We start from the raw sequence: 25,998 nt of genomic DNA on the forward strand, positions 1-25,998 counted from the left end.
TCCGTCCGTCAGAAAACAAGACTCGGGACGGCTTTAGGGGTCACCCGTTTCGTTGCCGTCTCGGCCGCATCCCCCCGACGGGGCGCCACCTTGCTCGGGAAGCAGGTTGGCGTTGGGCGAGCCCAACTCTTGATGCAGGGGCGGCTTTAACGGCGCCGCTCTCCGATCGCAAGAGGACGTGGCGTCGCGGTCGCTGGACGGAGAGGGGCGTCAGGCCTCCAGGCGGTGCAGCACGATCTCGGCCCGCACGCCCTCGTCGAAAAGCCGGCTGCCATAGTCGAGCGCGGCCTGGAACGAGCGTTGCTCAGGCAGGTCGTTGAACAGCACCCGCTGATCGCAGGTGACTTCCCATCCGGCCTCGGTCTCGGTGACCTCGATCGTCCGCATACGCTGCTCTCCACGCTCACGGCGCAGTTAACCATCGCTGGGTGGAATGGTTGCGTGCGAATCCACGAGAATTCAAGCGCGACGTCCGTGCGCTGAAGAATCCGAATTGGGGGAGGGGGAAGAGGGGAAAACCGGCCCGGGCGTCAGTCGGGGGGGCAAGGCCCGGGCCGGTTTAATGTCTCGTGGCTATGCGCTCGACGGGACACGAGGAAAACGACGATGCCGCCGGGCGGTTCCGCGTCTGGTGAAAATTCTTCGTCGAGACTTCAAATCTCCCGCGACCACGGCTAAGGCTCGCCCCGTCGCGGATGTGGCGGAACTGGTAGACGCACTGGATTTAGGTTCCAGCGCCGAGAGGCGTGGAGGTTCGAGTCCTCTCATCCGCACCATGTCGACGCGCGCAGCGTTTTGCGCGCGTCGACGCCATACCCTTTGATCGACGCGAAGTGTCGTGACATAAGGGCGCTCTTTCGCCGCCCCCGGTGACGTGGGCGGCTATGATTTTTTGACCCCTGGGGCGGACGACGGGCGCGGGCGCCCGGATCCGAGAAGCTAAGAATGTCGATGCAGATCGTTGAAAAGTCGGGCGAAGGCCTCAGCCGGGTTTACGGCGTTACGGTTCCCGCCAGTGAGCTGGCCACGCGTTTCGAGGCCCGTGTCGCCGAAGTCGCGCCGCAGATGAACGTCAAGGGCTTCCGCCCCGGCAAGGTGCCGACCGCCCACGTCCGTCGCCTGTACGGCAAGGGCCTGATGGGTGAAGTCATCGAGCAGGCGCTCAACGAGACCACCCAGAAGATCCTGGACGACAACAAGCTGCGTCCGGCCGGTCAGCCCGACCTGAAGCCGACGTCCGACATGGACAAGGTCATCGCCGGCGGCGAAGATCTGGTCTTCGAACTGGCCGTCGAGCTGATGCCGGACTTCGAGCCGATCGACCCGTCGTCGATCGAGCTGGTCAAGCCGGTCTACAAGATCGCCGACGCCGAAGTCGAAGAGGCCCTGGGCGAACTGGCCAAGCAGGCCCGCACCTTCGAGCCGCGCAAGGGCAAGAGCCTGAAGGCCAAGGACGGCGACCAGCTGGTCATCGACTTCGTCGGCACCATCGACGGCGTGGCCTTCGCCGGCGGCACGGCCAACGACGCCGAGCTGGTGCTCGGTTCGGGCCAGTTCATCCCGGGCTTCGAAGAGCAGCTGGTCGGCGCCAAGCCGGAAGACGTCGTCACCGTGAAGGTCAACTTCCCGGAAGACTACCAGGCCGCCGAACTGGCCGGTAAGGCCGCCGAGTTCGCCACCACCGTCAAGGAAGTGCGCGCCCCGGTCGACGCCGAAGCCGACGACGAGCTGGCCAAGCGCCTGGGCCTGGCCGACCTGGCCGCCCTGAAGGACCTGCTGAAGTCGAACCTGGAAGGCCGCTACGCCAACTCGAGCCGCTTCAAGCTGAAGCGCGCCCTGCTGGACGTGCTGGACACCAAGCACGACTTCCCGCTGCCGCCGCGCATGGTCGACGCCGAGTTCGCCGGCATCTGGCAACAGGTCCAGGCCGACAAGACCCAAGGCGGCCTGCCGCCGGAAGACGCCGACAAGACCGAAGACCAGCTGAAGGACGAGTACCGCAAGATCGCCGAGCGCCGCGTGCGCCTGGGTCTGGTGCTCGCCGAGATCGGCCGCAAGAACGACGTGGTCGTCACCGACCAGGAACTGAACGAAGCGATCGTCCGCGAAGCCCGCCAGTACGGCGCCCAGGCCCAGCAGGTGTTCGACATGTACCGCCAGCGCGCCGACCTGCAGGCCTCGCTGCGCGCCCCGATCTACGAAGACAAGGTCGTCGACCTGATCTTCGACAAGGCCAAGGTCGAGGAAAAGGAAGTCTCCAAGGAAGAGCTCCTGGAAGAAGACGACCTGCCGGAAGGCTACGGCGGCTGAGGCCGTCGTCCCTTCGGGTGACGAAATCGGGGGCGCGGATCGCAAGGTCCGCGCCCTTTTTCGTTTCAGCCCAGTTTGAGGGGCGCACCTTGCAACCTGTTAAGCGCCACGCGATATGCGTCAGGGGCGAGTGCGCGACGGTGATTCGCGCCCGCAAAGACATTCTGAGAAGGGCGAACCCCACATGATGTACGATCCGGTTGCGACGGCGATGAACCTGGTTCCGATGGTGGTCGAGCAGACCAGCCGGGGCGAGCGCGCCTTCGACATCTTCTCGCGCCTGCTCAAGGAGCGGATCATCTTCCTGACCGGTCCGGTCGAGGACGGCATGGCCTCGCTGATCTGCGCGCAGCTGCTCTTCCTGGAGTCCGAGAACCCCAAGAAGGAAATCGCCATGTACATCAACTCGCCGGGCGGCGTGGTGACGTCGGGCCTGGCGATCTACGACACCATGCAATACATCAAGAGCCCGGTCTCGACGGTGTGCATGGGCATGGCCGCCTCGATGGGCAGCCTGCTGCTCTGCGCCGGCGCCCCCGGCCAGCGCATCGCCCTGCCGAACGCCCGCATCATGGTCCACCAACCGTCGGGCGGCTTCCGCGGCCAGGCCTCGGACATCGTCCGCCACGCCGAGGACATCTCGAAGACCAAGCGTCGCCTCAACGAGATCTACGTCAAGCACTGCGGCCGCACCTATGACGAGGTCGAGCGCGACCTGGACCGCGACAACTTCATGAGCGCCGAGGAAGCCAAGGCCTGGGGTCTGATCGACCACATCAACGAAAACCGCGACGCTTCGGAAGCTGGCGCCTAAGCCGCCTTCGACGTCCGAAGATCAAGCCGCCGGCCGCGAGGTCGGCGGCTTTTTCTTTGCCGGCGGCCTTTTCACCACCGTCTCAGGCGCCTCGCTTTAGCCACGCGCGCGCGATGAGGCGAAACAAGCCAGCCCTACAACGGCCGGGCGACGCGCCCACAAGGCGAGGATGAACAATCCCAGCCCCCGGAGCCCGGCCATGACCGTCCGCCTTCTGTCCCTCAGCGCCGTCGCCGCGGGCGTCCTGGCGCTTTCCGCCGTCTCCGCCCAGGCCCAGCAGGCCCCCCAGCATGGCGTCGCCACCATGCGCCTGGCCGTCAGCCCCGAGCAGGTGCAGCAGATCGTCTCCGACCGCCTGCTGCAGGACGGCGTCACGGCGGGCCTGGCCACCCTGCGCCAGAACCTGTCCCTGACCCCCGCCCAGCAGAGCCGCTGGCGCGACTTCATCCTGGCCTCGAACGCCAAGCCCTCGGGCTTCGTCCTGGCCGTGGTCGCGCCCGAGGACGAGACCCCCCTGGCCCAGGCCCGCGCCGGCCTCGTCCTGCAACGCGAGCAACTGGCCTTCGAGGCCCGGCGGGTGAAGACGATGGCGCGGCTCTACAAGTCGCTCGACGACAACCAGCGGGCGGTCTTCGACCAGGCCTATTCGGTGATCGGCAGCCTGTCGGTCAGCACCCAGGCGACGGCTGGATTCGCGCAGGCCGCCGGGGCGGGTGTGGAGTAGTGGGGAGGCGAGACGGCCCTAGCTAGTTTCTTCTCGTCATTCCCGCCCTTGTGGCGGGAACCCCTCTGTCGGCCGCAAGGGCGGTAGAGGCGGATCGCCGGCGATCCGCTTGCGCCTCACGTGTCAGCGGAACCAGGGCTTCCCGCCACAAGGGCGGGAATGACGGGAGGTAAGATTGAGGTCCTCGTTTCTTACCCCGGCTTGCCCTTGAAGATCCGGTAGCCGCGCTCCTGGGCGATGGCCAGCATCTCGGTGTCGCCCGAGGTGTCGCCATAGGCGGCCGCCAGCTTCACGTGCTCGCCGAAGGTGTCGCGCAGGCGCACGACCTTCTCGGGGCCCCGGCAGTTGGGGCCGGCGAGGGCGCCGGTGACCTTGCCGTTGAGGTCGAAGGCCAGCTTGCTGCCGATCAGGAGGTCGGCGCCGATGCCGCGCGCGAACGGGGCCACCACCAGGTCGGGCGAGGCGGTGACGATGACCAGCTTGGCGCCCTGGGCCCGCCAGCGCCGCCACACGGCCAGGGCGTCGGGGCGGAACAGGCTCTGGGCGTGGGTCTCGGCGAAGGTGCGGGCCTGGGCCTCCAGCCGCGCCTGCGGCACGCCCTTGAGGAACTCGCGCACGGCGGCGGCCTTGATGCGGCCCCGGTCGCGGTGGAACAGATAGGAGAGGGCGGCCGGCGCCAGGCGGATCATGCCCAGCATCCAGCGTCCGCCGCCGACCCGCCACTTCAGGAAGGCCGTGAAGCTGTCGCGCACCGTCAGGGTGCCGTCGAAGTCGAAGGCCACCAGCGGCGGGCTGGCTTCGGTGTGCGTCAGGATGTGGGCGTGCTCGGACGCCCCCGTCGGCGTATCTTGGGTATCGGCCATCTCGTCTCCGCCCGTGGGGCGAACTCCTTTTGCGGCGCCGCTTGCAGCACGATTCCGGCTGTGTTCGAAAAGCTTAGAGCCTGCGTCGATGTTCCACACCCCGTCAGACGCTTGCTTTGGCCTACAGTCGTCCCATCTAGGGATGGAATCCCATGATCAGAACCGAAACATCCACGAACTTGGCGCCGGAAACGGGCTCCAAGGCTTGTGCCGCGCGTTCGGATCGGGGAATGTCAAGGATTAGACAACTCCCCTTGGGTATCCTGATGCTTCGGTGGCGGGATACGCGTGTGGAGTCGGCGTAAGCGGCTTTCGCCGTAAACGCCCTAGCGTGAGAAGCGACCATGACGAAAGCCGCCAGCGGCGACGCCAAGAGCACCCTGTACTGTTCTTTCTGCGGAAAGAGCCAACATGAAGTGCGCAAGCTCATCGCCGGACCGACGGTGTTCATCTGCGATGAATGCGTCGAACTTTGCATGGATATCATCCGCGAAGAGCACAAGATCGCGTTTGTGAAGTCCAAGGATGGTGTTCCGACGCCGCGCGAGATCTGCGAAGTCCTGGACGATTACGTGATCGGCCAAGGTCACGCCAAGAAGGTGCTCGCGGTCGCGGTGCACAATCACTACAAGCGCCTGAACCACGCGTCGAAGAACAACGACGTCGAACTGGCCAAGTCGAACATCCTGCTGGTCGGTCCGACCGGCACGGGTAAGACCCTTCTGGCCCAGACGCTGGCCCGAATCATCGACGTGCCGTTCACGATGGCCGACGCCACCACCCTGACCGAAGCCGGTTATGTGGGTGAAGACGTCGAGAACATCGTGCTGAAGCTGCTGCAAGCCGCCGACTACAATGTCGAGCGCGCCCAGCGCGGCATCGTCTACATCGACGAAATCGACAAGATCAGCCGCAAGTCCGACAACCCGTCGATCACCCGCGACGTGTCGGGAGAAGGCGTGCAGCAGGCCCTGCTGAAGATCATGGAAGGCACCGTCGCCTCCGTGCCGCCGCAGGGCGGGCGCAAGCATCCGCAGCAGGAGTTCCTGCAGGTCGACACGACGAACATCCTGTTCATCTGCGGCGGCGCCTTCGCGGGCCTCGAGCGCATCATCTCGGCCCGCGGCGCGGCCAAGTCGATCGGCTTCGGCGCCAAGGTCGCCGATCCGGAAGACCGTCGCACCGGCGAGATCCTGCGCGGCGTCGAGCCCGACGACCTGCAGCGCTTCGGCCTGATCCCGGAATTCATCGGCCGTCTGCCGGTGATCGCCACCCTGGAAGACCTCGACGAGGCCGCCCTGGTGAAGATCCTGACCGAGCCGAAGAACGCCTTCGTCAAGCAGTACCAGCGCCTGTTCGAGATGGAGAACATCGGCCTGACCTTCACCGAGGACGCCCTGCACCAGGTCGCCAAGAAGGCCATCGCCCGCAAGACCGGCGCCCGCGGCCTGCGCTCGATCATGGAAGGCATCCTGCTGGAGACCATGTTCGAACTGCCCAACTACGAGGGCGTCGAGGAAGTGGTGGTCAACGCCGAGGTCGTCGAAGGCCGCGCCCAGCCGCTGCTGATTTACGCCGAGAAAAAAGGCGGCGCCGCCTCGGCCTGACCGCCGGCGACATCGCTAGAGACTAAGAACGGCGGGCTCGAAAGAGCCCGCCGTTTTTCTTTGCCCCTCTCCCTCTGCGGGAGGTGGCCCGGAGGGCCGGAGGGGGGCGTTTTCAGCTTCCGCTGCCCCAAAAGCCCTTCCCCCTCGATGGGGGAAGGGTTGGGATGGGGGTGATGCTGCGGGTCCGCCGCACGGTCTTTTCAAGCTGAACCGCCGCAACCACCCCCAACCCCGGCCCTTCCCCCATCAAGGGGGAAGGGAGAAGAGGCGCTACGCACACTGCTCACACGGCGAAATCGCAAAAGAGTCCAACAAACTCAAAGCCCTGAACTTTCTCGACCCCAATCGATCCCCACCCACTCAAACCGCCCCCATACTCAAACCCATCCCAGCCATGGGGAGGGCTCTTGGTACCGGCCCAAGTTGCGGCTGTGATCGCATCGAGCGGGGCCGCTTGGAGCGTCATGGGAAGGGCGGGTTTGCAGGATCGCTCAGAAGGCGTGATTGGGCCGTCAGCCGTTCCGTGACGCGACAAGCGGGTCGACAGGCCGGGAACGTTCAAACCGGTTCAACAGGATCAGCCGAGGCCGCGCCGGATTACCGCGGGGCTGTCGATCCTGCCCGTCCGAGGGCTAGCCGGGCCAATGGCTGAAATAGCGCCTACGCCCCCGGTCCTTCGAGCCAACGATGCGGCGGAGCGGTCTGACGAAGCCGAAACGCTAAAACCCATCACGGTCTCCGGGCTCCGCCCGGCCGCTCCGCGCCTTCCCGACCTAACGCGCATTCGCGCGGGAGACTGCGAGCCCATGCCTCAAGAAACCTCCCCCTGTGGGGGAGGCGATCGCGCAGCGATCGGTGGGGGGAGTGATTGCGAAGCAGGCCAACGCCTCGAAAGCTGAAACCGTCCCCCCACCGGCCTTCGGCCGCCTCCCCCACGGGGGGAGGTTCGCATCTCAAGATCCTCCCCCTGAAGGAGGAGGTGGCTCGGAGTGCCGGAGGGGTCTTCTCCGTTGACGACGCACCGCTGATTTCCAGGCAATGTGGTCCACGCATCGCTGCACGATCACCTTCGCAACGACTGGAAGTTCCCAAATCTGACGGAAGCCAGCCCCCTCCCGCACCGCAGCGCAGAAAGGTTCTGCCGCCTCAACACCGGCCAAGCCGACGAAACCGCCATGGCGCAGCCCGCCATCCGGCGGAAACATCCAGCGTCACCACCGATGCGCGACTCGTCGCCGCTGGCAGGCGAGCACGCTTGAACCGCGTCGCAAAAGGTCCACATAAATAACGACCATCCGCCCAGTCCCGGGCGGACGGACTGTACGACTCAGGCGCATCGTCTGAAGTGACGGCAGTCCGCGTGGCAAGGCGCGAGTTTCACGCGCCGGCCGGGAGTGAAAACATGTCTGAGATCCGTACGCTTCCTGTGTTGCCCCTGCGGGATATCGTTGTGTTCCCGCACATGGTGGTGCCGCTGTTCGTGGGCCGCGACAAATCCGTCCGCGCCCTCGAGGAAGTGATGCGCGGCGACAAGCAGATCCTGCTCGTCACCCAAAAGAACAGCGCCGACGATGATCCGGCGCCGGGCGACATCTACGAAGTCGGCGTTCTGGCCACCGTGCTGCAACTGCTCAAGCTGCCTGACGGCACCGTCAAGGTGCTCGTCGAGGGCAAGGGCCGCGCCGCCGTCGTGCGCTTCACCGATCAGGAGGCCTATTACGAGGCCCAGGTCGGCGAAGTGTCCGAGGACCAGGGCGCGGGCCCCGAGGCCGAGGCCCTGTCGCGCGCCGTCGTCGAGCAGTTCGAGAACTACGTCAAACTGAACAAGAAGGTGCCGCCGGAGGCCCTGGCGTCGATCCCGCAGATCGCCGAGCCGGGCAAGCTGGCCGACAGCATCGCCGCCCACCTGTCGGTGAAGATCGGCGACAAGCAGCACCTGCTGGAAATCTTCGACGTCACCAAGCGCCTGGAAAAGGTCTTCGCCCTGATGGAAGGCGAGATCTCGGTGCTGCAGGTCGAGAAGAAGATCCGCTCGCGCGTGAAGCGCCAGATGGAGAAGACCCAGCGCGAATATTACCTGAACGAGCAGATGAAGGCGATCCAGCGCGAGCTGGGCGACCCCGACGATCAGCGCGACGAGCTGATCGAGCTCGAAAAGCGCATCAAGAAGACCAAGCTGTCCAAGGAAGCCCGCACCAAGGCCGAAGGCGAGCTGAAGAAGCTGCGCAACATGAGCCCGATGTCGGCCGAGAGCACGGTGGTCCGCAACTATCTGGACTGGCTGCTGTCGATCCCGTGGGGCAAGGCCAAGACCAAGAAGATCGACCTCAACGAGTCCGAGCAGATCCTCGACGCCGACCACTACGGCCTGGACAAGGTCAAGGAGCGGATCCTCGAGTACCTGGCCGTGCAGGCCCGGACCAATTCGCTGAAGGGCCCGATCCTGTGCCTCGTCGGCCCTCCGGGCGTCGGCAAGACCTCGCTGGGCAAGTCGATCGCCAAGGCCACGGGACGCGAATTCGTGCGCATGAGCCTCGGCGGCGTGCGTGACGAGGCCGAAATCCGCGGTCACCGCCGCACCTACATCGGCTCGATGCCCGGCAAGGTCGTCCAGTCGATGAAGAAGGCCAAGACCACCAACGCCTTCGTCCTGCTCGACGAAATCGACAAGATGGGCAGCGACTATCGCGGCGACCCGGCCTCGGCCCTGCTGGAGGTGCTGGACCCGTCGCAGAACTCGACCTTCGGCGACCACTATCTGGAGGTCGACTACGACCTGTCGCAGGTGATGTTCGTCACCACGGCCAACAGCCTCAACATGCCTCAGCCGCTGCTGGACCGCATGGAGATCATCCGCATCCCCGGCTACACCGAGGACGAGAAGCTGGAGATCGCCAAGCGCCACGTGCTGCCGAAGCTGGCCAAGGACCACGGCCTGAAGGACAGCGAGTTCATCGTCCCGGAAAAGGCGATCCGCGACCTGATCCGCTACTACACCCGGGAAGCCGGCGTGCGGTCGCTGGAGCGGGAACTGGGCGCCCTGGCCCGCAAGACGGTGCGTGACCTTTCGCGCGAGAAGCTGACCTCGATCACGATCGACGACGAGCGTCTGGCCAAGTACGCCGGCGTCAAGAAGTACCGCTACGGCGAGACCGACGAGGTCGATCAGGTCGGCATCGTCACCGGCCTGGCCTGGACGGAGTTCGGCGGCGACATCCTGACCATCGAAGCCGTGAAGATGCCGGGCAAGGGCCGCATGACGGTCACCGGCAACCTCAAGGAAGTGATGAAGGAGTCGATCTCGGCGGCCAACAGCTACGTCCGCTCGCGGGCCACCGCGTTCGGTATCAAGCCGCCGATCTTCGAAAAGACCGACGTCCACGTGCACGTGCCCGACGGCGCCACGCCCAAGGACGGTCCGTCGGCCGGTATCGCCATGGCCCTGGCCATGGTCTCGGTGCTGACCGGCATCCCGATCCGCAAGGACATCGCCATGACCGGCGAGATCACCCTGCGCGGCCGGGTGACCGCCATCGGCGGCCTGAAGGAGAAGCTGCTGGCGGCCCTGCGCTCGGGCGTGAAGACGGTCCTGATCCCGCAGGAAAACGAGAAGGATCTCGTCGACGTGCCGCAATCGGTGAAGGCCGGCCTGGAGATCATCCCGGTCTCGACGGTCGACGAAGTGCTCAAGCACGCCCTCACCGGGCCGCTGACTCCGGTCGAGTGGAGCGAATCGGAGGAGCCCCTGGCGAGCCCGGCGAAGGCCGACGACGCCGGAGACGACGCGGTTCTCACGCACTAACAGTAACTTATTGTTGATAACTGGGGCGGCGCGGGAATTTTCCGCGCCGCCTTCGTTTGACGGGGCAAGCGATCCCCGCATACTTCCCGGCGAGCGAAGCGGCGTAAGCTGTTGCAAAGCCGCCGCTTAATGGCTGGGAGACAAAAATGACCACAAAAGCCGAACTCGTCACGGCGATCGCCGAAAAGGCGGGCATCAACAAGAACCAGGCGAAGGACGCCCTGGAAGCTTTCATCGACACCGTCACCGCTTCGCTGAAGTCGGGCTCGGACGTGCGTCTGGTGGGCTTCGGCACCTTCAAGGCCGTGACCCGCGCCGCGGGCACCGCGCGCAACCCGCGCACCGGTGAAACCGTCGAGCGTCCGGCCTCCAAGACCGCCCGCTTCCAGGTCGGCGAAGGCCTGAAGACCACCCTGAACGGCTAATCCCGTTTTCGGTCTTCAAAGGGGCGGGGCGTCCTAGCGACGGCCCGCCCTTTTTCATGCGCGCTTCCCAGACCGCCGTTGGGCGGCTAGAAGCGCGGACCCTAAGGAAGCGCGCGGGCGAAAGTGCATGCGGTTTCGCCCTTCCGGCGTGCTTCCCAAAGGAGGGCGGTTAGCTCAGCGGTAGAGCGTCTCGTTTACACCGAGAGGGTCGGGGGTTCGATCCCCTCACCGCCCACCAGGGACCTGCGAAGTCACGCATGCTGACACCAGGCTGTCAGCGGACCTTCGGCAATCTCCCCGGCGTTCCACACGCCGAAAGGGAGACCGTCATGCCCGTCAAGGGAAGCTGCCACTGCGGCGCCACCCAGTTCGAGGTCGAGACCGCGCCGACCGAGATCACCGAATGCAACTGCTCGTACTGCTCCAAGCGGGGCAATCTGGCGGCCTACTACACGCCGGAGACCTTCAGGCTGCTGACCGCCCGGGATCGGGTCTCGACCTACCAGTTCGGCCATTACCTGGGCTCGCATCATCACTGCGCCATCTGCGGCTGCGGGACCTACAGCGAGTTTCCCGACTTCAGCACTGGCAAGCCGGACTACGACAAGCCCCGCGTGTCCATCAATGCCCGCCTGCTCGACGACTTCGATCCCGCGCCCGTCCAGCGCCGATACGTCAACGGTCGCGACGACTGGTGAGCCTCAGGCCAGGGCCTCCAGCGCCTGGGCGGCGCCGCGGCCCTTCGCATCGGCCGTGATCCCGTCGCCCAGGGCCTTGGCCGCTTCGCGCCAGGCCGGCTCGTCCAGCAGCCGGCTCAGCGCCTGGCCGATCTTCTCGGGCGCGGCGTCCGGCGAGAGCGTGATCGCTGCGCCCCGGTGGGCCGCCCGCATCGCATTGTCGTTCTGGTCGCGGCCCATCGGCAGGCACAGCAGCGGAACCCCGGCCATCAGCGGCCGCAGGGTCGAGCCGTGCCCCGCGTGGGTCACGAAGGCGGCGGCGTTTTCCAGCAAGGCGCCGTGCGGGGCGCTGCGGACCACTTCCACATTGTCCGGGGCTTCGAACTCGGCCGGGTCCAGCGTCGGGCCTGTCGTGACCAGGGCGCGGACGGGCAGGGCGCCTAGAGCCGTCAGCACGTTGCGGAGCGTCGCTTCCTGCGCCTGATAGAGGCTGGAGAACGACACAAGGACCAGCGGCGCTTCGCCCGAGGGAAGGCCGACGGTCTCCACCCAGGCCGGATCGGCCAGATAGGGCCCGACATGAACGAACGGGGCGGGCAGGGGATCGGGCGCGAAGTCGAAGGCCGGGCTGGTCGCCAGCAGGATGGCGTCGGCGGCGTCGTACTGTTCGAACAGGTCGGGCAGTTCGGCCAGGCCGTGCTCGGCGCGGGCGGCGTTCAGCGCCGGCAAACCGGACTGGAAAAGGCCGCGCGCCATCTGGGCGACCATGGCGTGCATGGCCCGCTCCTGATCGTCGACCGCCGGGGCCATGCCCGCGCCGAACGGCGGCGCGCCGGGCAGGTTGGGCAGCGACCAGATGTTGGCGGCCAGCAGGGCCAGCTTGGTTCCCCGCGCCTGGGCCGCGACCATGACGCCAAGCAGCAATTCCTGGCTCACCACCACGTCGGCGGGAAAGGCGTCGAGCGCCTCGAGCGTGTCTCGGGCGTAGGCGGCGGCGGGGCCAGTCATCACCCGGTCGAGCAGGCGCTCGATGACGGCGAGCGGGCTGTCGGCCTCGAAGTCGCGCAGGCGGTCGTCGTCGCGGGTCTTGCCGGTCTGGAACGGTGCGGTCTTCCAGGCGCGGAACGGCACGCCCAGCGCCCTGGCGTCAGCGGCGTTGGCCGGGTCGCTGATCGCCAGCACCTCGTGGCCACGCGCGGCGAGTTCGGCGGCGACCATCAGCAGCGGCTGCACATGGCCGCCGCCTTCCCAGGTCGTGAACAGATAGCGCGCCATGATTTTCCGTCCCCGCTGTCGTCTGGCGGGTCTCGTATCAGATGTTTTTGCGCCTGGCGCGGGCTCGACGTAGGGTGGCGCGCGAGCCGCTGGACAGCGGCAAAGCTTCGGGGGAACCTCCGGTCGTTCGAGCACCTTAACGCTTGGCGGCCGCGTAGACGGCCCCGCTGCAGTAGCGAGGTACGGCGTGATCGATCTTCTGCCCTCTTCCCCGCCGAGCGAAGACGCCGGCGCGCCGCGAGACCAGATTCGATCCGTTCCCGGTCGTCCCGCTCGTCTGATCGACACCACCATGCTCTACGCGCCGCGCAGCGGCGGCGTGCGCCGCTATCTGAACGCCAAGCGCGCCTGGCTGGCGGCCAACAGGCCCGAGGTGCGGCATACCTTGGTGGTGCCCGGTCCGCGCGACGCCCATGACGGCCATGGCCGTGTGTCGATCTATGCCGCGCCCCTGCCGTTCGGCGACGGCTATCGCTGGCCGATCGGCAAGACCAGCTGGATGGAGCGGCTGATTCGCCAGCGGCCCGACGTCATCGAGGCCGGTGATCCCTACACGCCGGGCCTGGCGGCGCTGAAGGCGGGCGACGCCATGGGCGTGCCGGTCGTCGGCTTCTGCCATACGGATCTGGGCGCCCTGGCGGCGCTGCACATCGGCGAGTGGGCCGAAAAGCCGGTCCAGAAGCGCTGGGCGGCGATCTATCGCCAGTTCGACCAGGTCGTTGCTCCCAGCCACTTCATCGCCGGCCGCCTGATCGAGGCCGGGGTGCGCGACGCCATCGGCTTGCCGCTGGGCGTCGACGTCGACACCTTCAATCCTTCCCGTGGCGACCGCGCGGCCCTGCGCAAGCGCCTGGGCCTGACCGAGCAGCACCGAATCCTCGTCTTCGCCGGTCGTCCGGCTCGCGAGAAGAAGCTCGATATCCTGGTCGACGCCGTCGAGAAGCTCGGTGAGCCCTATGTGCTGCTGCTGATCGGTGCCGGGGCGGGCGCGCGGCCCAGCGACCGGGTGATCTCGATGGACTATCAGCGCGATCCCGAGGCCCTGGCCGCGGTGCTGGCCGGCTGCGACGCCTTCGTCCACGCCAATGACAACGAGCCCTTCGGTCTGATCGTACTGGAGGCCATGGCCTGCGGCCTGCCGGTCGTCGGCGTCGCCGCCGGCGGCGTGGCCGAAAGTGTCGACGAGCAGGTCGGCGTGCTGGCCCAGGCCTCTGAAGGCGGTGTGTTCGCGGAAGCCGTGGAGGCGCTGTTCGCTCGCGACGTCGCCGCCCTGGGTCGCGCCGCGCGCCAGCGGGCCGAGGTTCGCCACGGCTGGACGCCAGTGTTCGACCGCCTGACGGGCGTCTATGCCCGACTTACCGGCTCGCGGGCCTTCCTCGGCGAAGCGGCGGCGGTCGCCGCCTCGCACTGAAGAAAGTCGTCAGGCGGCCTGGCGCAGGCGCTCGCCCAGGCCGGCCAGGATCTCGTAGCTGCGCAGGCGCGCGGCGTGGTCGAAGATCTGAGAGGCGCCCATGACCTCGTCGGCCCCGGTGGCGTCGATCACCCGCCGCAGCTTGGCCGCCACGGTTTCCGGCGAGCCGATCGCCGAATAACGGAACGTCTGGTCGAGCCCAGCCAGCTCATGCGGCGCGGCGATGGCGGTGATGTCGTCGACCGGCGGCGGCAGCAGACCGGGATTGCCCCGGCGCAGGGCCAGGAACTGCTGCTGAGTTGAAGTGAACAGCCGGCGGGCCTCCTCGTCGGTGTCGGCCGCGCAGACCCCGACGCAGATCATGAAGTACGGCTTGTCCAGCTGAGCCGACGGCCGGAAGCCGCGCCGATAGACCTCGACCGCCTCCATCAACTGGTCCGGAGCGAAGTGTGCGGCGAAGGCGTAGGGCAGGCCCAAGGCCGCGGCCAGTTGCGCGCCATAGGTGCTGGAGCCCAACAGCCACAGCGGCACGTCCTGGCCTTCGCCAGGAACGGCGCGCACCGATTGGCCCTGTTCGGCCGGCTTGAACCACTGCTGCAGCTCGACGACGTCCTCGGCGAAGCGGTCGACCGCGTCCATGTAGCGGCGCAGGGCCCGCAAGGTGGCCTGATCGGCGCCCGGCGCGCGGCCCAGGCCAAGGTCGATTCGGCCTGGATGCAGGGCCGCCAGGGTGCCGAACGACTCGGCGACCATCAGCGGCGCGTGGTTCGGCAGCATTATTCCGCCCGACCCGACTCGGATTTTCGTGGTCCCGGCGGCCACATGACCGATCACCACGGCCGTCGCGGCGCTGGCGATGCCGGGCATGTTGTGGTGCTCGGCCAGCCAAAACCTGTGGAAACCGAGTCGCTCGGCGTGGCGCGCGAGATCCAGGGAATTGGCGAGGGCCTGACCGACCGATGTTCCATGCGGCACGGGCGACAGGTCGAGGACGGAAAGCGGGAGATCGGAGGACTGGCTCATGCCCGCTAGATCGGGATGCGACCGCTCGGTAACAACCGTCCGCGGACACAATTTGTCGCAGACGCCGTTGCGGGCGCGCGAACAGCAAGCAGCGATCGGCGCTTGTCTGTGCAGTGTAAAAAATGGGGGAGGGGAAAGTGGCGCGAATGACGGGGCTCGAACCCGCGACCTCCGGCGTGACAGGCCGGCGCTCTAACCAACTGAGCTACATCCGCGTCGCGTAAGGCCGTAAAACCCTACGAAGCGCTCGCTTATACCTTGGATCGCGTCCCTTTGGGAGAAGGTGGCGCGAATGACGGGGCTCGAACCCGCGACCTCCGGCGTGACAGGCCGGCGCTCTAACCAACTGAGCTACATCCGCATTACCCTCCGCCGAAGCGAAAGTGCGACCCGCCGTGCGGCGAGGGGCGTCTGATATGTCGGGCGAAGACTCGTGTCAACGGCGATGTCGCCGAACCTGTGGATGGCCTGAACTTGCGATCGTTTCTCAATGTGGTCGGGGCGTTTGAAGCCTGGAAGACAGTGGGCTACAACGCGGCCGATTCAAGCCAAGGGCTGTCATGAACGCCTTCCTTCTCCAGTACCTGCCGATCGTGATCTTCCTAGGGATCGCGGCGGTTATCGGCATCGTCTTCATGCTGGCTGCCGCCGTGCTCGCGCCCAGGGCGCCGGACCCGGAAAAGCTGTCCGCATACGAATGCGGCTTCAACGCCTTCGACGACGCGCGCATGAAGTTCGACGTCCGGTTCTATCTGGTCTCGATCCTCTTCATCATCTTCGACCTCGAAGTGGCGTTCCTGTTTCCGTGGGCCGTGAGCCTGCTGAAGCTGCCGCATGAAGCCTCGGTCTTCGCCTTCTGGTCGATGATGAGCTTCCTGGGCGTTCTGACTGTCGGCTTTATCTACGAATGGAAGAAGGGCGCCCTCGAATGGGAGTGATCGTTCCCGCCAACAGCTCGCCGCTCCCGCCGGCCGGCTCAGCTGGCCGCTCGACGGTGCAGGCCTATGACCCCAAGCTGCACGACGCCTTCTTCGACGGCGTGTCGCAGCAGCTGGCCGACAAGGGCTTCATCACCGCGGCCGCCGACGACCTGATCACCTGGGCTCGTACGGGCTCGCTGATGTGGATGACGTTCGGCCTGGCGTGCTGCGCCGTCGAGATGATGCACTCGGCCATGCCGCGCTATGACCTGGAGCGCTATGGCTTCGCGCCGCGCGCAAGCCCGCGTCAGTCGGACGTGATGATCGTCGCCGGCACCCTGACCAACAAGATGGCTCCGGCTCTGCGCAAGGTCTACGACCAGATGCCCGAGCCCCGCTACGTCATCTCGATGGGCAGCTGTGCTAACGGCGGCGGCTACTACTATTACAGCTACAGCGTCGTGCGCGGCTGCGACCGCGTCGTGCCGATCGACATCTACGTGCCGGGCTGCCCGCCCACGGCCGAAGCGCTCGTCTACGGCGTGCTGCAGCTCCAGAAGAAGATCCGTCGCACGGGGACCATCGAGCGATGAGCCAAGATCTCGAAGCCCTCGGCCAGGCGATCGTCGCCAATTCGGCCGGGGCGATCTCCTCGTACTACGTCGCGTTCGGCGAGCTGAACGTGCTGGGCTCGGCCAACCGCGTGGTCCAGGCCCTGACCTATCTGCGCGATCACCAGGACTACCGCTTCCATCAGCTGGTGGACCTGACGGCGGTCGACTACCCCGAGCGCGCCGCGCGCTTCGACGTGGTCTACCACCTGCTGTCGATGGTGAAGAACGTCCGCATCCGCCTGAAGGTGCAGACTGACGAAGACACCCCCGTGCCCAGCGCCACGCCGGCCTTCCCGGTCGCCGACTGGTTCGAGCGCGAAGTGTTCGACATGTACGGCGTGTTCTTCGAAGGCCACCCGGACCTGCGCCGGATCCTGACGGACTACGGTTTCCACGGCCACCCGCTGCGGAAAGACTTCCCGATGACCGGCTATGTCGAGGTCCGCTACGACGACGAGCTCAAGCGCGTCGTCTACGAACCCGTGAAGATCACCGAGTTCCGCGCATTCGACTTCCTGTCTCCGTGGGAAGGCGCCAAGTACGCCCTGCCGGGCGACGAGAAGGCGGAGAAGGCTTAAGTCATGACTGGCACCAACGCCCCCGCCGCGGCGACCGACTTCTTCCGCGACGAACCGACGGTTCCGGCCATCCCGGAAACCCCCGTCCGCAAGTTCAACATCAACTTCGGCCCCCAGCACCCGGCCGCGCACGGCGTGCTGCGCCTGGTGCTCGAGCTCGACGGTGAAATCGTCGAACGCGTCGATCCGCACATCGGCCTGCTGCACCGCGGCACCGAGAAGCTGATGGAAGCGCGCACCTATCTGCAGAACATCCCGTACTTCGACCGCCTCGACTACGTGGCGCCGATGAACCAGGAGCATGCCTTCTGCCTGGCCATCGAGAAGCTGCTGGGCGTCGAAGTGCCCAAGCGCGGCCAGATCATCCGCGTGCTGTTCTGCGAAATCGGCCGCGTGCTGAACCACCTGCTGAACGTGACGACCCAGGCCATGGACGTCGGCGCCCTGACGCCGCCGCTCTGGGGCTTCGAAGAGCGCGAAAAGCTGATGGTGTTCTACGAGCGCGCCTGTGGCGCTCGCCTGCACGCCAACTACTTCCGTCCGGGCGGCGTCCACCAGGACCTGACCCCCAGCTTGATCGACGACATCGAGACCTGGGCCAAGGCGTTCCCGCAGATCTGCGACGACATCGAAGGCCTGATCACCGACAACCGCATCTTCAAGCAGCGCAACGTCGACATCGGCGTCGTGACCAAGGAAGACGCGTGGGCCTGGGGCTTCTCGGGCGTGATGGTGCGCGGTTCGGGCATCGCCTGGGACCTGCGCCGCAACCAGCCGTACGAGAACTACAACGAGTTCGAGTTCGACATCCCGCTGGGCAAGAACGGCGACTGCTACGATCGCTATCTCTGCCGCATGCAGGAGATGCGCGAGAGCACCAAGATCATCCTGCAGGCCGTCGCCATGCTGCGCGGTACGCCGGGCCCAGTGCTGACCGAGGACAACAAGGTCAGCCCGCCCCGCCGCGCCGAGATGAAGCGTTCGATGGAAGCCCTGATCCACCACTTCAAGCTCTACACCGAGGGCTTCAAGACGCCGGAAGGCGAGGTCTACGCCGCCGTCGAAGCCCCCAAGGGCGAGTTCGGCGTCTACGTGGTCAGCAACGGCACCAACAAGCCGTATCGCTGCAAGATCAAGGCTCCGGGCTTCTCGCACCTGGCCGCCATGGACTGGATGAACCGCGGCCACCAGCTGGCCGACGTTTCGGCCATCCTGGGCTCGCTCGACATCGTGTTCGGCGAGGTCGACCGATGAGCTACGAGAGCATCGCCCAGGCCCAGCTCGACGCCTACAACGCCCAGGACCTGGACGCCCACTGCGCCCACTTCTCGGACGACGTGGTCGTGGCCGGCCTGAACGGCGAGGTGGCGCGCACGGGCATCGACGCCTACCGCGCCTTCTACGCCAAGACCTTCGCCGAGTTCCCCAAGAACAAGGCCGAGCTCCTGAACCGCATCGTGGTCGGCTCGAACGTGATCGATCACGAGCACGTCGACCGCGGCAACGGCGACGCGCCCTTCCAGGTCGCCGCCATCTACACCTTCAAGGGCGACAAGATCGTCCGCGTGGATTTCGCACGATGAGCGTCCGTCGTCTCGCCAAGGAACAGCCGGCCAGCTTTGCGTTCTCGACCGAGAGCCAGGCCAAGGCCGACTGGTGGAAAGCCAAGTACCCCGCCGTCCGCAAGCAGTCGGCGGTGATCCCGATGCTGTGGCTGGCCCAGAAGCAGGAAGGCTGGATTTCCGAGCCGGCGATCCAGGAGATCGCCAAGCAGCTCGAGATGCCGGTCATCCGCGTGCTGGAAGTGGCCACCTTCTACGTGATGTTCCAGCTGGCCCCGGTCGGCAAGACCGCCTTCGTTCAGCTGTGCGGCACCACGCCGTGCCAGCTGCGCGGCGCGCTCGACCTGCGCTCGGTGCTGGAAAAGAAGATCGGCCCGGCCCACACCGTGTCGGCCGACGGCAAGTTCAGCTGGGAAGAGGTCGAGTGCCTCGGCGCCTGCTGCAACGCCCCGATGGCCGCCATCAACGACTACTATTACGAAGACCTGACGCCGGAGAGCCTCAGCGCAATCCTCGACGACTTTGCCGCCGGCAAGGCCCCGCAGCCGGGCAGCTATGAGGGCCGCAAGTCCTCGGAGCCGAAGGACAAGGTCCAGACCCTGACCGACCCGAAGCTGTACGACGGCTCGGCGGCCAAGAAGATCAAGATCCCGAACCTGCCCGAGAAGCCCAAGAAGGCCAAGGCGGAGCCCGCCGCCTGATGACCGACGTCGCCGCCCATCAGAAGAAGCGCCTCACGACGATGTTCGCCATCGACGTCGTGTGCTTCCTGCTGGCCGGCGCGGCGATCGTCGGCCACGTGGCCTTCCACGTGGCGTGGCTGCTGCCGGTGTTTCTCCTGGCCGTCGTGGTCGGGCTGGGCGCCCAGATCTGGTTCATCATGGGCTGGATGAAGGCGACCAAGCCCGAAGCCGGTCCTGAACCGCAAGCGGGGAGGGCGCCGTGAGCGACGACCTTTCCGCCAGGCGGGCGGCCTACATCGCCACGATCCGCGGGCTGCACCGCAAGGAGCGGCTCCTCGGCTTCGCGGCTTGCCTGGTCGGGGTCCTGCTCCTGATCTGGGGCCGGCAGGTTCCCGGAACGCCAGGCTGGGCCGCGCCCACAGGTCTTTTGGTGATCGGCGCCGGTTGGCTGCTTTTCGCCTATGTCATCGTCCGGCGGACGCGCTATGTCCGCACCCATCCATTCGATCCGCAAAGCTAGAGTCATGGTCGGTATCCTCGAAGACAAGGATCGCATCTTCACCAACCTTTACGGGCTCCAGGACTGGGGTCTGGAAGGTGCGAAGGCGCGCGGTTGCTGGAACGGCACCAAGGACATCTTGGACGCCGGTCGCGACTGGATCATCGAGAACATGAAGAACTCCGGTCTGCGAGGCCGGGGCGGCGCTGGTTTCTCGACCGGTCTGAAGTGGTCCTTCATGCCCAAGGAAGTGAAGGACGGCCGTCCGCACTACCTGGTGGTCAACGCCGACGAGTCCGAGCCGGGCACCTGCAAGGACCGGGAGATCATGCGGCATGACCCGCACCTCCTGATCGAAGGCTGCCTGATCGCCTCGCGCGCCATGCTGGCCCACGCCTGCTACATCTACATCCGCGGCGAGTACGTCTTCGAGCGCGAGCGCCTGGAAGCGGCGATCAAGCAGGCCTACGACGCCAAGCTGGTCGGCAAGGACAACGTCCACGGCTGGGACTTCGAAATCTACGTCCACCACGGCGCCGGCGCCTATATCTGCGGCGAAGAGACGGCCCTGCTGGAAAGCCTGGAAGGCAAGAAGGGCCAGCCGCGCCTGAAGCCGCCGTTCCCGGCCGGCGCTGGTCTCTACGGCATGCCGACCACGGTCAACAACGTCGAGAGCATCGCCGTCGCCGGCACGATCCTGCGCCGCGGCGCCTCCTGGTTCGCCGGCTTCGGCCGTCCCAACAACGCCGGCACCAAGCTGTTCTGCGTCTCGGGCCACGTGAACCTACCCTGCAACGTCGAAGAAGCCATGAGCATCCCCTTCCGTCAGCTGATGGAAGACCACTGCGGCGGCATTCGCGGCGGCTGGGGCAACCTCAAGGCCGTCATCCCGGGCGGTTCGTCCGTGCCGATGATCCCGGCCGAGCAGTGCGAAGACCTGCCGATGGACTTCGACGCCCTGCGCAACCTGCGCTCTGGCCTCGGCACCGCGGCCGTCATCGTCATGGACAAGTCCACCGACCTGGTCCGGGCCATCGCCCGCCTGTCGTACTTCTACAAGCACGAGAGCTGCGGCCAGTGCACGCCGTGCCGCGAAGGCACCGGCTGGATGTGGCGGGTCATGGAACGCATGGCCACCGGCGAGGCCGATCCGAAAGAGATCGACACCCTGCTGGACGTCACGACCCAGGTCGAGGGTCACACCATCTGCGCCCTGGGCGACGCGGCCGCCTGGCCGATCCAGGGCCTGTTCCGTCACTTCCGCCACGAGGTGGAGGAGCGGATCGCATCCTATCGTAGCGGTCGCCTGCACGTGCAGGGCGCCAAGCTGATCGCGGCGGAGTAACAAGCATGGCTATCGCCAAGGTCAACGGCGTCGAGGTCGAGTTCGAACCCGGCATGACGGTTCTGCAGGTCGCGGAACTGGCTGGGGAAGAGATCCCGCGCTTCTGCTATCACGAGCGTCTGAGCATCGCCGGCAACTGCCGCATGTGCCTGGTTGAGGTGAAACCCGGTCCGCCGAAGCCGCAGGCGTCCTGCGCCCTGCCGGCCGCCGAGGGCCAGGAGATCTTCACCAAGACCCCGATGGTCAAGAAGGCCCGCGAAGGGGTGATGGAGTTCCTCCTCATCAACCACCCGCTGGACTGCCCGATCTGCGACCAGGGCGGCGAGTGCGACCTGCAGGACCAGGCCGTCGGCTACGGCCGCGACGAAAGCCGCTACGACGAGAACAAGCGCGCGGTCGAAGAGAAGGCCATGGGCCCGCTCATCAAGACCGTGATGACGCGCTGCATCCAGTGCACCCGCTGCGTGCGCTTCATCACCGAAGTCGCCGGCTCGCCGGAGATCGGCCTGATCTCGCGCGGTGAAGACGTCGAGATCACCACCTATCTCGGCGCCGCGGTGACCTCGGAGCTGTCGGCCAACGTCATCGACCTGTGCCCGGTCGGCGCCCTGACCTCCAAGCCCTACGCCTTCGAAGCCCGTCCGTGGGAGCTGAAGAAGACCGAGAGCATCGACGTCATGGACGCCCTGGGCTCGTCGATCCGCGTCGACGCCCGCGCCAACGCCGTGCTGCGCGTGCTGCCGCGCATCAACGAGGACGTCAACGAAGAGTGGATCAGCGACAAGACGCGCTACGCCGTCGACGGCCTGCAGCGCCAGCGCCTCGACCGCCCGTACGTCCGTGTCGATGGCAAGCTGAAGCCGGCCACCTGGAATGAGGCCTTCGCCGCCGTCGCCGCCAAGATCAAGGCGACCGCTCCGGAGCGCATCGGCGTCATCGCTGGCGACCTGCAGGACGCTGAAAGCCTGAAGGCCACCAAGGACCTCTTCACCGCCCTGGGCGTGAAGAACCTCGACGCCCGCCAGGACGGTTCGGCCCTGGGCGCTGGCCCGCGCGAAAGCTGGCTGTTCAACTCGACCATCGCCGGCATCGAAGACGCCGACGTGGTGCTGTTCGTCGGCGCCAATCCGCGCCTCGAGGCCCCGGTGCTCAACGCCCGCTTCCGCAAGCAGTGGATCGCCGGCAAGACCCGCTTCGGCGTCATCGGCGAGCAGGCCGACCTGACCTTCGGCTACGACTATCTCGGCGCCGGCGCCAAGACCCTGTCGGGCCTGGCCAAGGCCAAGGCCGACTTCGTCGCCGCCCTGAAGGCTGCCGAGCGGCCCGCCATCATCGTCGGCCAGGGCGCGCTGAGCCGCGCCGATGGCGCGGCGATCCTCAAGGCCGCTGCGGGCCTTGCCAAGACCTTCAACGTCGTGCGCGAAGGCTGGAACGGCTGGAACGTGCTGCACACCGCCGCCGCCCGCGTGGCCGGCCTCGACCTCGGCTTCGTGCCGGGCGAGGGCGCCCTGGCCGCCGGCGACATGCTGAAGCCGGGCGCGGTCGACGTGCTGTTCCTGCTCGGCGCCGACGAGTGCGAAACCGCCGCCAGCGACGCCTTCAAGATCTACCTTGGCACCCACGGCGACGCCGGCGCCCACAAGGCCGACGTCATCCTGCCGGGCGCGGCCTACACCGAGAAGAACGGCCTCTACGTCAACACCGAGGGCCGTGTTCAGATCGGCAAGCGCGCCGTGTTCCCGAAGGGCGAGGCCAAGGAAGACTGGTCGATCCTGCGGGCGCTCTCGGAAGTGCTCGGTCACAAGCTGCCCTATGACAGCCTGGACCAGCTGCGCGCCAAGCTGTTCGCCGACCACCCCACCTTCGGTCAGATCGACTTCGCGCCGGGCTCGGTCCCGACCGTGTTCGATCTCGCCACCGTCGGCGGGGAAGGGGAGGTCTCCGACGCTCCGTTCGAGAGCGCGGTTAAGGCCTTCCACCTGACCAATCCCATCGCGCGCGCCAGCGTGACCATGGCCGAGTGCGCGGCCAACGTCTCGGCCGCCTCCAAGATCGCCGCGGAGTAAGCCGTGACTGAGATCAATCCGCTTCTCTGGTTCGGCCTCACGCTCGGCGGCATCCTGCTGGTCGTGATCTGGGTTCTGCTGAGCCTGGCCTTCCTGCTGCTCGCCGACCGCAAGATCTGGGCCGGCGTCCAGATGCGCAAGGGCCCCAACGTCGTCGGGCCCTTCGGCCTGCTGCAGTCCTTCGCCGACTTCGGCAAGTTCGTGCTGAAGGAAATCATCATCCCGGCCGGCGCCGACAAGGTGATCTTCCTGCTGGCGCCGCTGATCAGCCTGGTCCTGGGCTTCATCGGCTGGGCCGTGGTGCCCTTCGCGCCGGGCTGGGTCGTCTCCAACCTGAACGTCGGCATCCTCTACCTGCTGGCGATGAGCTCGCTGGGCGTCTACGGCATCATCATGGGCGGCTGGGCTTCGAACTCGAAGTACCCGTTCCTGGGCGCGCTGCGTTCGGCGGCGCAGATGGTGTCGTACGAAGTCTCGATCGGCCTGATCATCATCACGGTGATCCTGCTGGCCGGTTCGATGAACCTTTCGACCATCGTCGAGCACCAGGCCGGCTGGATCTGGAACTGGAACGTCTTCGGCGGCGGCCTCAAGAACATCGTCCTGCTGCCGGTCATGGTGATCGCCATGGGCATGTTCTACATCTCGGCCCTGGCCGAGACGAACCGCCCGCCCTTCGACCTTCCGGAAGCTGAATCCGAACTCGTCGCCGGTTACCAGGTCGAGTATTCCTCGACCCCATACCTGCTGTTCATGGTCGCCGAGTATTCGAACATCGTTCTGATGTGCGCCATGATCAGCGTGCTGTTCTTCGGCGGCTGGAACCCCGGCTTCCCGATCGACTTCACGGCCGGCTGGCCGCCGTTCCTGGTCAACTTCCTGCTGGCCCTGGTGTTCTACGCGAAGATCGTCTTCTGGTTCTTCATGTTCGCCATGGCCAAGGCCATCGTGCCTCGCTACCGCTACGACCAACTGATGCGCCTGGGCTGGAAGGTCTTCCTGCCGATGTCGCTGGTGCTGGTCGCCCTTGTCGCCGGCTGGCGCGTCTTCTCGCCGGTGGCGGGATGAGGCGCGCCGCCGCCCTGGCCCTGACGGGGCTGGTCCTGGCATCGCTCGGCGCCTGCGCCTCGAGCGAGGTCTCGGACCGCTCCTATTCGCTGGGGCGAGGGATCGTGAACTACGACGAACTGCGCCGGGCCGGCGACAAGTGCAAGGCCGAGGGCGGGACGTTGCAAGCCAAGATGGACGGGGGAGATCCCGCCCAGCTTTCGAACTACACCTGCGTCATTCCGAAGGTTAAGCGGCCATGATGAGTCGTATCACCCAAGCCGTCAAAGGCGTCGCCCTGCTGGACTTCGCAGGCGCCTTCGGTCTGGCCATGAAGTATCTGGTCGCGCCGAAGAAGACCGTGATCTATCCGAACGAGCGCGGCCCCCAGTCGCCCCGTTTCCGCGGCGAGCACGCCCTGCGTCGCTATCCCAACGGGGAAGAGCGCTGCATCGCCTGCAAGCTGTGCGAGGCCATCTGCCCCGCCCAGGCGATCACCATCGAGGCCGAACCGCGCGAGGACGGCAGCCGCCGCACGACCCGGTACGACATCGACATGGTCAAGTGCATCTACTGCGGCCTGTGCCAGGAGGCCTGCCCGGTCGACGCCATCGTCGAAGGCCCGAACATCGAGTTCGCGGTCGAGACGCGCGAAGAGCTCTACTACGACAAGGAAAAGCTGCTCGACAACGGCGACCGTTGGGAGCGGCTGATCGCGAAGAATCTGGAGTTGGACGCTCCGTACCGCTAAACGGTCGGCGCGATTCTCAAGCTGGCGGTTCGCAATTCGCGGGTCGTCGTTATTTGAACTTTCAGGGGAGCACCCTGGCCAATGGCCTTGCAGGCGATAGCTTTCTATTTGCTGGCGTTCGTAACCGTAGCGGCGGGTCTCCTCGTCGTGTCGGCCAAGAACCCCGTGCACTCGGTGCTCTTCCTGATCACCGCCTTCTTCTCGGCCGCCGGCCTCTTCGTCCTCCTGGGCGCTGAGTTCCTGGCGATGCTGCTGATCGTCGTCTATGTGGGCGCGGTCGCGGTGCTGTTCCTCTTCGTGGTCATGATGCTCGACATCGACTTCGAGGCGCTTCGGGACGGTTTCGCCCAGTACCTGCCGATCGGCGGTCTGGTGGCCGGGGTGCTGACCATCGAGATGATCATGGTCGCCGTCAGCGTGGCCACGAACGGCAAGGCCAGCGCCAACGCGCTGCCCAACGCCTCGCCGGGCGGTTTCAGCAACACCGAGGCCATCGGCCGGGTGCTCTACACCGACTATGTCTTCTTCTTCCAGGCGGCGGGCCTGGTGCTGCTGGTCGCCATGATCGGCGCCATCGTCCTGACCTTGCGCCACAAGCCGGGCGTCAAGCGCCAGGACATCGGCAAGCAGGTCGCCCGTACGCCCAAGACCGGAATGGAACTCGTGCAGATCAAGCCGGGCGAAGGGATCAGCGAATGATCGGCCTTCCGCATTACCTCATCGTCGCCGCCATGCTGCTCACGATCGGTGTCTTCGGCATCTTCGTGAACCGCAAGAACATCATCGTCATCCTGATGTCGATCGAGCTCATCCTGCTGGCGGTGAACATCAACCTGGTGGCCTTCTCGGCCTACCTCCACGACGTGGCGGGCCAGATCTTCGCGATGTTCGTGCTGACCGTGGCCGCCGCCGAGGCGGCCGTGGGCCTGGCCATCCTGGTGACCTTCTTCCGTAACCGCGGCGACATCGCGGTCGACGACGCCAGCATGATGAAGGGCTGAC

General features: G+C 66.3%; 27 protein-coding genes, 4 tRNA genes and 1 riboswitch. Of the genes, 25 read left to right on the plus strand and 6 right to left on the minus strand.

Translation table 11 applies throughout. From position 1 onward, the window contains the following. Positions 1 to 38 precede the first annotated feature (38 nt). Positions 39 to 141, minus strand: a riboswitch (SAM-I-IV-variant riboswitch). 69 nt (positions 142 to 210) lie between these two features. Further along, positions 211 to 387, minus strand: coding sequence for a hypothetical protein (locus I4Q42_RS05350; protein ID WP_198575026.1), 177 nt, complete (start codon positions 385 to 387; stop codon positions 211 to 213). A 304-nt stretch (positions 388 to 691) separates the two neighbouring features. Between I4Q42_RS05350 and I4Q42_RS05355 the strand changes: the two genes are divergently transcribed. From I4Q42_RS05355 to I4Q42_RS05370, 4 genes are all read left to right on the plus strand, one after another. Further along, positions 692 to 776: transfer RNA gene (locus I4Q42_RS05355), tRNA-Leu, on the plus strand. Between the two features lie 175 nt (positions 777 to 951). After that, positions 952 to 2,310 (plus strand): trigger factor, encoded by a 1,359-nt coding sequence (gene tig / locus I4Q42_RS05360; protein WP_269816467.1) that lies wholly within the window; start codon positions 952 to 954, stop codon positions 2,308 to 2,310. A 184-nt stretch (positions 2,311 to 2,494) separates the two neighbouring features. Then, positions 2,495 to 3,124 carry an ATP-dependent Clp protease proteolytic subunit gene (locus I4Q42_RS05365; protein ID WP_198575028.1) on the plus strand — a complete coding sequence of 210 codons (630 nt, stop codon included), beginning with the start codon at positions 2,495 to 2,497 and terminating at the stop codon, positions 3,122 to 3,124. 199 nt (positions 3,125 to 3,323) lie between these two features. Next, complete coding sequence (locus tag I4Q42_RS05370) at positions 3,324 to 3,848, plus strand: Spy/CpxP family protein refolding chaperone (RefSeq protein WP_198575029.1); 525 nt, start codon at positions 3,324 to 3,326, stop codon at positions 3,846 to 3,848. Positions 3,849 to 4,039: 191 nt separating this feature from the next. On the opposite strand, the gene I4Q42_RS05375 is transcribed toward I4Q42_RS05370, so the two are convergent. Further along, positions 4,040 to 4,711 carry an HAD-IB family hydrolase gene (locus I4Q42_RS05375; protein ID WP_198575030.1) on the minus strand — a complete coding sequence of 224 codons (672 nt, stop codon included), beginning with the start codon at positions 4,709 to 4,711 and terminating at the stop codon, positions 4,040 to 4,042. A 344-nt stretch (positions 4,712 to 5,055) separates the two neighbouring features. On the opposite strand from I4Q42_RS05375, the gene clpX reads away from it, so the two are divergent. The 5 genes from clpX to I4Q42_RS05400 all read left to right on the plus strand — a co-directional run bounded on the left by clpX (position 5,056) and on the right by I4Q42_RS05400 (position 11,243). Further along, positions 5,056 to 6,318: an ATP-dependent Clp protease ATP-binding subunit ClpX gene (gene clpX / locus I4Q42_RS05380; protein WP_165255910.1), complete on the plus strand. Its 1,263-nt coding sequence runs from the start codon at positions 5,056 to 5,058 to the stop codon at positions 6,316 to 6,318. Between the two features lie 1,402 nt (positions 6,319 to 7,720). Further along, positions 7,721 to 10,120, plus strand: a complete 2,400-nt coding sequence (gene lon, locus I4Q42_RS05385) for an endopeptidase La (protein ID WP_198575031.1) — start codon at positions 7,721 to 7,723, stop codon at positions 10,118 to 10,120. Positions 10,121 to 10,266: 146 nt separating this feature from the next. Beyond that, positions 10,267 to 10,545 (plus strand): HU family DNA-binding protein, encoded by a 279-nt coding sequence (locus I4Q42_RS05390; RefSeq protein WP_110117750.1) that lies wholly within the window; start codon positions 10,267 to 10,269, stop codon positions 10,543 to 10,545. A 163-nt stretch (positions 10,546 to 10,708) separates the two neighbouring features. Then, positions 10,709 to 10,783 (plus strand) — tRNA-Val (locus I4Q42_RS05395). A gap of 91 nt (positions 10,784 to 10,874) precedes the next feature. After that, entirely contained in the window at positions 10,875 to 11,243 is a 369-nt protein-coding gene (locus I4Q42_RS05400; RefSeq protein ID WP_198575032.1) for a GFA family protein, read from the plus strand. A 3-nt stretch (positions 11,244 to 11,246) separates the two neighbouring features. On the opposite strand, the gene I4Q42_RS05405 is transcribed toward I4Q42_RS05400, so the two are convergent. Further along, a complete protein-coding gene (locus I4Q42_RS05405; RefSeq protein WP_198575033.1) occupies positions 11,247 to 12,497 on the minus strand; it encodes a glycosyltransferase in 1,251 nt (416 codons plus the stop codon). Positions 12,498 to 12,744: 247 nt separating this feature from the next. Here I4Q42_RS05405 and I4Q42_RS05410 point away from each other — a divergent pair, with 247 nt between their 5' ends. Continuing rightward, the gene (locus I4Q42_RS05410; protein ID WP_408611057.1) at positions 12,745 to 13,908 is read left to right on the plus strand and encodes a glycosyltransferase family 4 protein; all 1,164 of its coding nucleotides are present in this window, start codon (positions 12,745 to 12,747) and stop codon (positions 13,906 to 13,908) included. Between the two features lie 9 nt (positions 13,909 to 13,917). On the opposite strand, the gene I4Q42_RS05415 is transcribed toward I4Q42_RS05410, so the two are convergent. The 3 genes from I4Q42_RS05415 to I4Q42_RS05425 form a co-directional block, all read right to left on the minus strand. After that, positions 13,918 to 14,931 carry an LLM class flavin-dependent oxidoreductase gene (locus I4Q42_RS05415; protein ID WP_198575034.1) on the minus strand — a complete coding sequence of 338 codons (1,014 nt, stop codon included), beginning with the start codon at positions 14,929 to 14,931 and terminating at the stop codon, positions 13,918 to 13,920. A 138-nt stretch (positions 14,932 to 15,069) separates the two neighbouring features. After that, a tRNA-Asp gene (locus tag I4Q42_RS05420) sits at positions 15,070 to 15,146 on the minus strand. Between the two features lie 69 nt (positions 15,147 to 15,215). Then, positions 15,216 to 15,292 (minus strand) — tRNA-Asp (locus I4Q42_RS05425). A gap of 199 nt (positions 15,293 to 15,491) precedes the next feature. Between I4Q42_RS05425 and I4Q42_RS05430 the strand changes: the two genes are divergently transcribed. The 15 genes from I4Q42_RS05430 (at position 15,492) to nuoK (ending at position 25,997) form a co-directional block, all read left to right on the plus strand. Continuing rightward, a complete protein-coding gene (locus I4Q42_RS05430; protein ID WP_198575035.1) occupies positions 15,492 to 15,869 on the plus strand; it encodes an NADH-quinone oxidoreductase subunit A in 378 nt (125 codons plus the stop codon). After that, positions 15,839 to 16,444: a NuoB/complex I 20 kDa subunit family protein gene (locus I4Q42_RS05435; protein WP_198575036.1), complete on the plus strand. Its 606-nt coding sequence runs from the start codon at positions 15,839 to 15,841 to the stop codon at positions 16,442 to 16,444. Before I4Q42_RS05430 ends, I4Q42_RS05435 begins: the two co-directional genes overlap by 31 nt. Next, a complete protein-coding gene (locus I4Q42_RS05440) occupies positions 16,441 to 17,043 on the plus strand; it encodes an NADH-quinone oxidoreductase subunit C (RefSeq protein ID WP_198575037.1) in 603 nt (200 codons plus the stop codon). Before I4Q42_RS05435 ends, I4Q42_RS05440 begins: the two co-directional genes overlap by 4 nt. 3 nt (positions 17,044 to 17,046) lie before the next feature. Beyond that, complete coding sequence (locus tag I4Q42_RS05445) at positions 17,047 to 18,297, plus strand: NADH-quinone oxidoreductase subunit D (RefSeq protein ID WP_198575038.1); 1,251 nt, start codon at positions 17,047 to 17,049, stop codon at positions 18,295 to 18,297. Next, positions 18,294 to 18,626, plus strand: a complete 333-nt coding sequence (locus I4Q42_RS05450) for a nuclear transport factor 2 family protein (protein ID WP_198575039.1) — start codon at positions 18,294 to 18,296, stop codon at positions 18,624 to 18,626. The genes I4Q42_RS05445 and I4Q42_RS05450 overlap by 4 nt, the downstream gene beginning before the upstream one ends. After that, on the plus strand, positions 18,623 to 19,306 hold the full coding sequence (gene nuoE / locus I4Q42_RS05455) for an NADH-quinone oxidoreductase subunit NuoE (RefSeq protein ID WP_198575040.1): 684 nt from the start codon (positions 18,623 to 18,625) through the stop codon (positions 19,304 to 19,306). The genes I4Q42_RS05450 and nuoE overlap by 4 nt, the downstream gene beginning before the upstream one ends. Continuing rightward, positions 19,306 to 19,551 carry a hypothetical protein gene (locus I4Q42_RS05460; protein WP_198575041.1) on the plus strand — a complete coding sequence of 82 codons (246 nt, stop codon included), beginning with the start codon at positions 19,306 to 19,308 and terminating at the stop codon, positions 19,549 to 19,551. Before nuoE ends, I4Q42_RS05460 begins: the two co-directional genes overlap by 1 nt. After that, a complete protein-coding gene (locus I4Q42_RS05465) occupies positions 19,548 to 19,808 on the plus strand; it encodes a hypothetical protein (protein WP_198575042.1) in 261 nt (86 codons plus the stop codon). The genes I4Q42_RS05460 and I4Q42_RS05465 overlap by 4 nt, the downstream gene beginning before the upstream one ends. Positions 19,809 to 19,812: 4 nt before the next feature. Beyond that, a complete protein-coding gene (nuoF, locus tag I4Q42_RS05470) occupies positions 19,813 to 21,132 on the plus strand; it encodes an NADH-quinone oxidoreductase subunit NuoF (protein ID WP_198575043.1) in 1,320 nt (439 codons plus the stop codon). Between the two features lie 5 nt (positions 21,133 to 21,137). Next, positions 21,138 to 23,198 carry an NADH-quinone oxidoreductase subunit NuoG gene (nuoG, locus tag I4Q42_RS05475; RefSeq protein ID WP_198575044.1) on the plus strand — a complete coding sequence of 687 codons (2,061 nt, stop codon included), beginning with the start codon at positions 21,138 to 21,140 and terminating at the stop codon, positions 23,196 to 23,198. Between the two features lie 3 nt (positions 23,199 to 23,201). Further along, positions 23,202 to 24,266: an NADH-quinone oxidoreductase subunit NuoH gene (nuoH, locus tag I4Q42_RS05480; RefSeq protein WP_198575045.1), complete on the plus strand. Its 1,065-nt coding sequence runs from the start codon at positions 23,202 to 23,204 to the stop codon at positions 24,264 to 24,266. Next, positions 24,263 to 24,508, plus strand: coding sequence for a hypothetical protein (locus tag I4Q42_RS05485; protein WP_198575046.1), 246 nt, complete (start codon positions 24,263 to 24,265; stop codon positions 24,506 to 24,508). The genes nuoH and I4Q42_RS05485 overlap by 4 nt, the downstream gene beginning before the upstream one ends. Then, positions 24,505 to 24,996, plus strand: coding sequence for an NADH-quinone oxidoreductase subunit NuoI (gene nuoI / locus I4Q42_RS05490; protein WP_058346359.1), 492 nt, complete (start codon positions 24,505 to 24,507; stop codon positions 24,994 to 24,996). The genes I4Q42_RS05485 and nuoI overlap by 4 nt, the downstream gene beginning before the upstream one ends. An 81-nt stretch (positions 24,997 to 25,077) precedes the next feature. Then, on the plus strand, positions 25,078 to 25,695 hold the full coding sequence (locus tag I4Q42_RS05495) for an NADH-quinone oxidoreductase subunit J (protein ID WP_198575047.1): 618 nt from the start codon (positions 25,078 to 25,080) through the stop codon (positions 25,693 to 25,695). Continuing rightward, entirely contained in the window at positions 25,692 to 25,997 is a 306-nt protein-coding gene (nuoK, locus tag I4Q42_RS05500; protein ID WP_198575048.1) for an NADH-quinone oxidoreductase subunit NuoK, read from the plus strand. Before I4Q42_RS05495 ends, nuoK begins: the two co-directional genes overlap by 4 nt. Position 25,998 lies beyond the last annotated feature (1 nt).

Source organism: Caulobacter hibisci (assembly GCF_016135805.1).
Lineage (GTDB): Bacteria > Pseudomonadota > Alphaproteobacteria > Caulobacterales > Caulobacteraceae > Caulobacter > Caulobacter hibisci.

What these genes read in the sequence shown, in the direction of transcription:
- nuoF (WP_198575043.1), top strand. Translation starts at nt 19,813, where the DNA reads ATGGTCGGTATCCTCGAAGACAAGGATCGCATCTTCACCAACCTTTAC.
- tig (WP_269816467.1), top strand. Translation starts at nt 952, where the DNA reads ATGCAGATCGTTGAAAAGTCGGGCGAAGGCCTCAGCCGGGTTTACGGC.
- I4Q42_RS05430 (WP_198575035.1), top strand. Translation starts at nt 15,492, where the DNA reads ATGAACGCCTTCCTTCTCCAGTACCTGCCGATCGTGATCTTCCTAGGG.
- I4Q42_RS05350 (WP_198575026.1), bottom strand. Translation starts at nt 387, where the DNA reads ATGCGGACGATCGAGGTCACCGAGACCGAGGCCGGATGGGAAGTCACC.
- I4Q42_RS05415 (WP_198575034.1), bottom strand. Translation starts at nt 14,931, where the DNA reads ATGAGCCAGTCCTCCGATCTCCCGCTTTCCGTCCTCGACCTGTCGCCC.
- I4Q42_RS05375 (WP_198575030.1), bottom strand. Translation starts at nt 4,711, where the DNA reads ATGGCCGATACCCAAGATACGCCGACGGGGGCGTCCGAGCACGCCCAC.
- nuoG (WP_198575044.1), top strand. Translation starts at nt 21,138, where the DNA reads ATGGCTATCGCCAAGGTCAACGGCGTCGAGGTCGAGTTCGAACCCGGC.
- I4Q42_RS05370 (WP_198575029.1), top strand. Translation starts at nt 3,324, where the DNA reads ATGACCGTCCGCCTTCTGTCCCTCAGCGCCGTCGCCGCGGGCGTCCTG.
- I4Q42_RS05405 (WP_198575033.1), bottom strand. Translation starts at nt 12,497, where the DNA reads ATGGCGCGCTATCTGTTCACGACCTGGGAAGGCGGCGGCCATGTGCAG.
- I4Q42_RS05435 (WP_198575036.1), top strand. Translation starts at nt 15,839, where the DNA reads ATGGAAGAAGGGCGCCCTCGAATGGGAGTGATCGTTCCCGCCAACAGC.
- I4Q42_RS05400 (WP_198575032.1), top strand. Translation starts at nt 10,875, where the DNA reads ATGCCCGTCAAGGGAAGCTGCCACTGCGGCGCCACCCAGTTCGAGGTC.
- clpX (WP_165255910.1), top strand. Translation starts at nt 5,056, where the DNA reads ATGACGAAAGCCGCCAGCGGCGACGCCAAGAGCACCCTGTACTGTTCT.
- I4Q42_RS05485 (WP_198575046.1), top strand. Translation starts at nt 24,263, where the DNA reads ATGAGGCGCGCCGCCGCCCTGGCCCTGACGGGGCTGGTCCTGGCATCG.
- I4Q42_RS05445 (WP_198575038.1), top strand. Translation starts at nt 17,047, where the DNA reads ATGACTGGCACCAACGCCCCCGCCGCGGCGACCGACTTCTTCCGCGAC.
- lon (WP_198575031.1), top strand. Translation starts at nt 7,721, where the DNA reads ATGTCTGAGATCCGTACGCTTCCTGTGTTGCCCCTGCGGGATATCGTT.
- I4Q42_RS05450 (WP_198575039.1), top strand. Translation starts at nt 18,294, where the DNA reads ATGAGCTACGAGAGCATCGCCCAGGCCCAGCTCGACGCCTACAACGCC.
- nuoK (WP_198575048.1), top strand. Translation starts at nt 25,692, where the DNA reads ATGATCGGCCTTCCGCATTACCTCATCGTCGCCGCCATGCTGCTCACG.
- I4Q42_RS05460 (WP_198575041.1), top strand. Translation starts at nt 19,306, where the DNA reads ATGACCGACGTCGCCGCCCATCAGAAGAAGCGCCTCACGACGATGTTC.
- I4Q42_RS05495 (WP_198575047.1), top strand. Translation starts at nt 25,078, where the DNA reads ATGGCCTTGCAGGCGATAGCTTTCTATTTGCTGGCGTTCGTAACCGTA.
- I4Q42_RS05390 (WP_110117750.1), top strand. Translation starts at nt 10,267, where the DNA reads ATGACCACAAAAGCCGAACTCGTCACGGCGATCGCCGAAAAGGCGGGC.
- I4Q42_RS05440 (WP_198575037.1), top strand. Translation starts at nt 16,441, where the DNA reads ATGAGCCAAGATCTCGAAGCCCTCGGCCAGGCGATCGTCGCCAATTCG.
- nuoI (WP_058346359.1), top strand. Translation starts at nt 24,505, where the DNA reads ATGATGAGTCGTATCACCCAAGCCGTCAAAGGCGTCGCCCTGCTGGAC.
- nuoE (WP_198575040.1), top strand. Translation starts at nt 18,623, where the DNA reads ATGAGCGTCCGTCGTCTCGCCAAGGAACAGCCGGCCAGCTTTGCGTTC.
- I4Q42_RS05365 (WP_198575028.1), top strand. Translation starts at nt 2,495, where the DNA reads ATGATGTACGATCCGGTTGCGACGGCGATGAACCTGGTTCCGATGGTG.